The sequence below is a fragment of the Streptomyces sp. NPDC059456 genome, from assembly GCF_042750055.1.
Classification (GTDB): domain Bacteria; phylum Actinomycetota; class Actinomycetes; order Streptomycetales; family Streptomycetaceae; genus Streptomyces.
The window spans coordinates 1-5,264 of the sequence record NZ_JBHYVA010000610.1; the positions used below are offsets into that span (position 1 = coordinate 1).

A 5,264-nucleotide genomic window follows, 5' to 3' on the forward strand; every position below is an offset into this window, starting at 1 on the left:
AGACGCGCTAGCTTGAGGTGCTAGTGCCCTTTATCGGGCGTGGGGGTTCAAGTCCCCCCTCGGACACAGAGCGAGAACCCCACTTCGGTGGGGTTCTCGGCGTTTCCGGCCCTTTCCGTGCCGCAAGGGCAGCCCGTCGGGGATCGAGGCGGGCACGAAGGTGCGCGACGTCCGGCTGGTCGACGGTGTGGACGGCCACGACATCGACTGCGGGGCCGACGGCTTCGGCGCCGTGCAGCCGAAGTCCGGCGTGGTGAAGAAGGCCCGGTCCGCGGGGCCCGCGACCATGCGGAAGGACCCCGCCCGAGGGCGGGGTCCTTCTCGTCGTGCGGGGCCGGGCCGGCCGTCAGCGGCCCGCGGCGATCTCCGCGACGCGGCGGCGGACCAGGAACCAGCCGCCGACGAGGGCGGCGCCGATGACGGGGACGCACAGGACGGTGGTGCGGCCGACGCCGCCGTCGCACCACATCAGCACCAGCACGGCGAGCAGGAACACCAGCGTGATGATCTGCGTGTACGGGGCCCAGGGCAGACGGTAGGACGGCCGCTCCAGAGCGCCCTCCTGCGCGCGGCGCCAGAAGAACAGCGAGCAGATCATGACCATGCCCCAGGTGCCGAGGATGCCCAGCGAGGCGAAGTTCAGGACGAGCTCGAAGGCGTCCTTCGGCATCAGGTAGTTCAGGCCGACGCCGGCGAGGCCGAAGGCGGCGGTGAAGAGCACGCCGCCGTAGGGGACCTTGCCCTTGTTCATGCGGGCGGTGAACTTCGGCGCGGAGCCGGACATGGCCATCGAGCGCAGGATGCGGCCGGTGGAGTACAGCCCGGAGTTGAGGCTGGAGAGCGCCGCGGTCAGGACGACCAGGTTCATGACGCCGGCGGCGCCGGGGATGCCCAGCTTGTCGAAGACGGTGACGAAGGGGCTCTGGTCGGAGGAGTACGAGGTGTACGGGAGCAGCAGCGCGAGCAGGATGACCGAGCCGACGTAGAAGAGGCCGACGCGCCACATGATCGAGTTGATCGCCTTCGGCATGATCTTCTCGGGGTTCTCGGTCTCACCGGCGGCGACGCCGCACAGCTCGACGGAGGCGTACGCGAAGACGACGCCCTGGAGCAGCAGGAGCATGGGGAGCATGCCGGACGGGAAGATGCCGCCGTTGTCGGTGATCGACGACAGGCCCGGGGTGTGGCCGCCGATGTCGTGGCTGGTGACGACCAGGTAGATGCCGACGAGCAGGAAGATGCCCAGGGCGGCGACCTTGACGAGGGAGAACCAGAACTCCATCTCGCCGAAGTACTTCACCGAGATCAGGTTCGCGGTGAGGACCACGGCGAGGGCGATCAGGGCGAGGACCCACTGCGGGACGCTGGTGAACATCGACCAGAAGTGCGCGTAGGTCGCGGCGGCGGTGATGTCGGCCACGGTGGTCGTGGACCAGTTCAGGAAGTACAGCCAGCCGGCCGTGTAGGCGCCCTTCTCCCCCATGAACTCGCGCGCGTAGGAGACGAACGCGCCGGAGGAGGGCCGGTAGAGGACGAGCTCGCCGAGGGCCCGGACGACGAAGAAGGCGAAGATGCCGCACACCGCGTAGGCGATCGCGAGGGACGGGCCGGCGTTGGCGAGCCGGCCGCCGGCGCCGAGGAACAGGCCGGTGCCTATCGCCCCGCCGATCGCGATCATGTTGATGTGGCGGGACTTGAGGTCCTTGCTGTAGCCCTCGTCACCGGCGTCGACGTGGCGGGCGGACGCCGGGGCCGGGGCCTCGGTCAAGGTGCGGTCACTCATGTAGGACTTCGCCTTCGTGGGTGGGACAGGCAGTTCCGACCGCCGTGCAGGGGAGCTGGGTGGGGTCACCTGTGCGGGGGTCCGGTGGTTTTTGTCGCCCCAGGAGACCATGAGCCCCGGCCGTGGCCAAAACCCGCCCTCCTCACACAGAAGCCCCCGGCGACCATGGAAACGGATGCCGGGGGCTTCGTACGGGCAGGAAAGCGAGGCGGTGGGGGTTAGTCGCGGGGGTCGGCCTCCGCGGCCTGGTCGAGGCGGAAGGCCTCGTTCCCCAGGCCGATGCGGGCGTGCACCTCGGGGCGGCGGCTGCGCAGGACGGCCCCGTAGAGGAGTCCGCCCACGACGGCGGCGCCGATGATGCCGGGCAGGATCCAGCTGAGGGGGGAACCCTTCTCGGCGCCGACGAGGACGCCGAAGTCCTTCACCGTGTACACGGCGATGCCGAGGAGGGCGATCCCGGCGGCTCCGGCCGCGACGAGGCGCCAGATCTGGGCGCCGGCGGTGCCACGGCGGACGAAGAACGCGATGACGGCGAAGGAGGCGGCGGCCATGAGGAGGGTCACGCCGAGGGCGCCGACGCTGCCCATCCAGGTGAACAGGTGCAGGACGGGCGCGGTGGGGTCACCGGCCGGCTTGTCGTCGGTGGCGGCGAAGGCGAGGACGACGAGGGTGGCGATGACGGTCTGCAGGAGGGAGCCGGTGGCGGGGGCTCCGGTGCCCGCGCTGGTCCGGCCGAAGGCGGCGGGGAGCAGGCCCTCGCGGCCCATGGCGAAGGCGTAGCGGGCGACCACGTTGTGGAAGCTGAGCATGGCCGCGAACATGCCGGTGACGAAGAGGACGTGCAGGACGTCGGTGAAGGTGGTGCCGAGGCGGCCCTCGGTGAGCTGGAAGAGCAGGCCGGGGCCGGCTTCGCCGGAGGTCTTGACGATCTCGGAGGGGCCGGTGGCGACGGTCAGGGCCCAGGCGCTGAAGGCGAAGAAGAGGGCGACGAAGCCGACGGCGAGGAACATCACCCGGGAGACGACGATGTGGGGCTTGCTGGTCTCCTCGGCGTAGACCGGGGACTGCTCGAAGCCGACGAAGGCGGCGATGCAGAAGCACAGGGCCGTGCCGAGGCCGGCGCCGCCGAGGGTGGCGGGGTTGAAGGCGTGCAGGGAGAGGCCTTCGGGGCCGGCGTCACCGAGGGCGGCGACGTCGAAGACGACGACGAGGGCGCACTCGATGAGGAGGAGGGCGCCGAGGACGCGGGCGTTGAGGTCGATCTTGAGCCAGCCGAGCGCGCCGGTGACGGCGACGGCGGCCAGGGCCGGTATCCACCAGGCGACGTCGGTCTTCAGGTAGGTGGCGAAGAGGCCGGAGATCTCGAAGCCGAGGATGCCGTAGACGCCGACCTGCATGGCGCTGTACGCGACGAGGGCGACGAGCGAGGCGCCGGCGCCCGCGGTGGGGCCGAGGCCGCGGGCGATGTACGCGTAGAAGGCGCCGGCGTTGTGGACGTGCCGGCTCATCTCGGCGTAGCCGATGCTGAACAGGGCGAGCACGATGCCGAGGATCACGAACAGCAGCGGCTGGCCGACGACGCCCATGACGCCGAAGGTGGTCGGCATCACTCCGGCGACCACCATCAGGGGCGCGCTGGCGGCGAGCACGGAGAGCAGCAGGCCGGCGGTGCCGAGGCGGTCGGCGCGCAGGGCGCGGTCCTGGCCCTTGTAGGTGCGGATCTCGGGCGCGGTGCTGAGCGTGGTGGATCTGCCCGTCGCCATGGCGGGGTGTCCTTTCGGGGGAAGGTCGGGGTGGGGCCGAGCGGGGGTGGGTCAGGCCGTGCCGCCGAGGGCGGCGCTGCGGGCCGCGAGGAAGGCCTTGTGCGGGTCGAGGTCCGGATAGGACCAGGGGGCGGGCGTGGCGTGGCTGCCGATGCGGTGGAACAGGGCGGCGGCCTCGGCCGGGCGGCCTTCGCAGAGCTTGGCGTGGGCCAGGAAGTTGAGGTCGACCCGGTTGCGGGGGTGGTCCTCGCGTTCCCACTCCAGCCACCAGTCGAAGGCGGAGCGCAGTACCTGGCGGGCGCGGCGGCTCGACCAGTGGGTGATGGCGCCGGCGCTGCTGTCGGAGCCGTACGAGCCCGCCAGCACCCGGTAGCGCTCGGCGTGGGCGATGACGGGGAGGACGGCGAGCGGGGAGTCGGCCGGGGACTCCTCGGCGGCCCAGGCGGCGAAGTCGTAGACCTCGTGGAGCGGATCGTGGCCGGCGCCGGGGGTGTGCTCGGCGAGCTGGGCGACCATCAGGTGGTGGGCGTGGTGGTGCTCGCGGTGGCGCGCCCGGACCTGGTCGAAGTGGCGGCTGAACTCCTCCTCGGTGCCGAAGGCCCGGGAGAGCAGGAGCAGCCCCAGCCAGGGGGTGGGATCTGCGGGGAGCAGCGCGGCGGCCCGGCGGCAGGCCTCCTCGGCGGCCTCGGGCGTGCCCTTGCGGCGCAGGGCGGTGAAGACGGCGGCGCAGGCGAGGAGGGTGGCGGCGTCGGCGCTCTCGGGTTCGGCCAGCAGCCATTCGCGGGCCCAGGCGGTGGCGGCGGGGGTCTCGGCGAGCACGACGACGCGGTGGCCCCGGCGGTCCCAGTCGTCACCGGTGCCGACGAGCAGGGAGCGGGCCTTGGCCCAGCGGCCCTGGGTGAACTGGGCGCGTACGTCGACCAGCTCGGTGTCGCACAGGGCCGGGTCGAAGAGCTGGGCGTCCCGCTTGCGGGCGCGGCCGAGGGGCGGCGGAGGCGGGGACATCCGCGGAATTCCCTCCAGAGCACGGGCGCGGGCGGACGGTTTGGCTGGAAGATCACGCACAGCAAAGCGGTACGCACAGCTCCGCGTCAAGGTCCAGTCCACCGCGTGGCGCGTTTCAACTGGTGTGAACATGACGCCAGTTGGGGCCGGAATCCCCTTCGTGGCCGGCGCGCGGGCGACCGTAGGGTGGGCTCATGACGACGTACGACGATCTTCCTCCCGCTTTGTTCGCGTTTCCGGGGCCGGTGCGCGACATGCTGGTGGCGGCGGTGCTCAGCGGTGCGAAGACCTCGACCACGGGGCTGCTGACCGAATACGAGGTGGCGGGCGACCCCCTGCCGGTGGTGGGCGAGCGGATGGCGGTCATGGACTCCGCGGAGCGGCCGGTGGCCGTCCTGGAGGTGACGGACGTACGGGTTCTGCCGCTCGCGGAGGTGGACTTGGCGCACGCCCTGGACGAAGGAGAGGGCTACACGTCCGTCGCCGAATGGCGTGATACCCACGAGCGGTACTGGCACGGGCCGCAGATGCGGGACGTGCTCGGTGACCCGGAGTTCACGGTGGCCGACGACACGCCGGTCGTCGCGGAACGCTTCCGGGTCGTCGAACGCCTCTAGCCGGTCCGGACCCGGGCGCCGGGCCGGGCCCCCGGCACGGGGCCGCGCGCCGGGGCGGCGCGCGGGGGCCGGCGGCCCGGGAGCCGGGGGCCGGGG

Annotated in this window: 4 protein-coding genes and 1 pseudogene; 2 read left to right on the plus strand and 3 right to left on the minus strand. The window is 72.0% G+C overall.

From position 1 onward, the window contains the following. Positions 1–124 precede the first annotated feature (124 nt). A pseudogene (locus tag ACFXA3_RS34635) lies at positions 125–265 on the plus strand (PhnA domain-containing protein); the annotation flags it as partial. Between the two features lie 81 nt (positions 266–346). Here ACFXA3_RS34635 and ACFXA3_RS34640 read toward each other — a convergent pair. The 3 genes from ACFXA3_RS34640 to ACFXA3_RS34650 all read right to left on the minus strand — a co-directional run bounded on the left by ACFXA3_RS34640 (position 347) and on the right by ACFXA3_RS34650 (position 4,551). Continuing rightward, positions 347–1,783 (minus strand): amino acid permease, encoded by a 1,437-nt coding sequence (locus ACFXA3_RS34640; protein WP_385193623.1) that lies wholly within the window; start codon positions 1,781–1,783, stop codon positions 347–349. 218 nt (positions 1,784–2,001) lie between these two features. Further along, positions 2,002–3,546: an APC family permease gene (locus tag ACFXA3_RS34645; protein WP_385193626.1), complete on the minus strand. Its 1,545-nt coding sequence runs from the start codon at positions 3,544–3,546 to the stop codon at positions 2,002–2,004. 51 nt (positions 3,547–3,597) lie between these two features. Next, a complete protein-coding gene (locus ACFXA3_RS34650; RefSeq protein WP_385193629.1) occupies positions 3,598–4,551 on the minus strand; it encodes a hypothetical protein in 954 nt (317 codons plus the stop codon). A gap of 194 nt (positions 4,552–4,745) precedes the next feature. Between ACFXA3_RS34650 and ACFXA3_RS34655 the strand changes: the two genes are divergently transcribed. After that, a complete protein-coding gene (locus ACFXA3_RS34655) occupies positions 4,746–5,168 on the plus strand; it encodes an ASCH domain-containing protein (protein WP_385193632.1) in 423 nt (140 codons plus the stop codon). Positions 5,169–5,264: the final 96 nt, after the last annotated feature.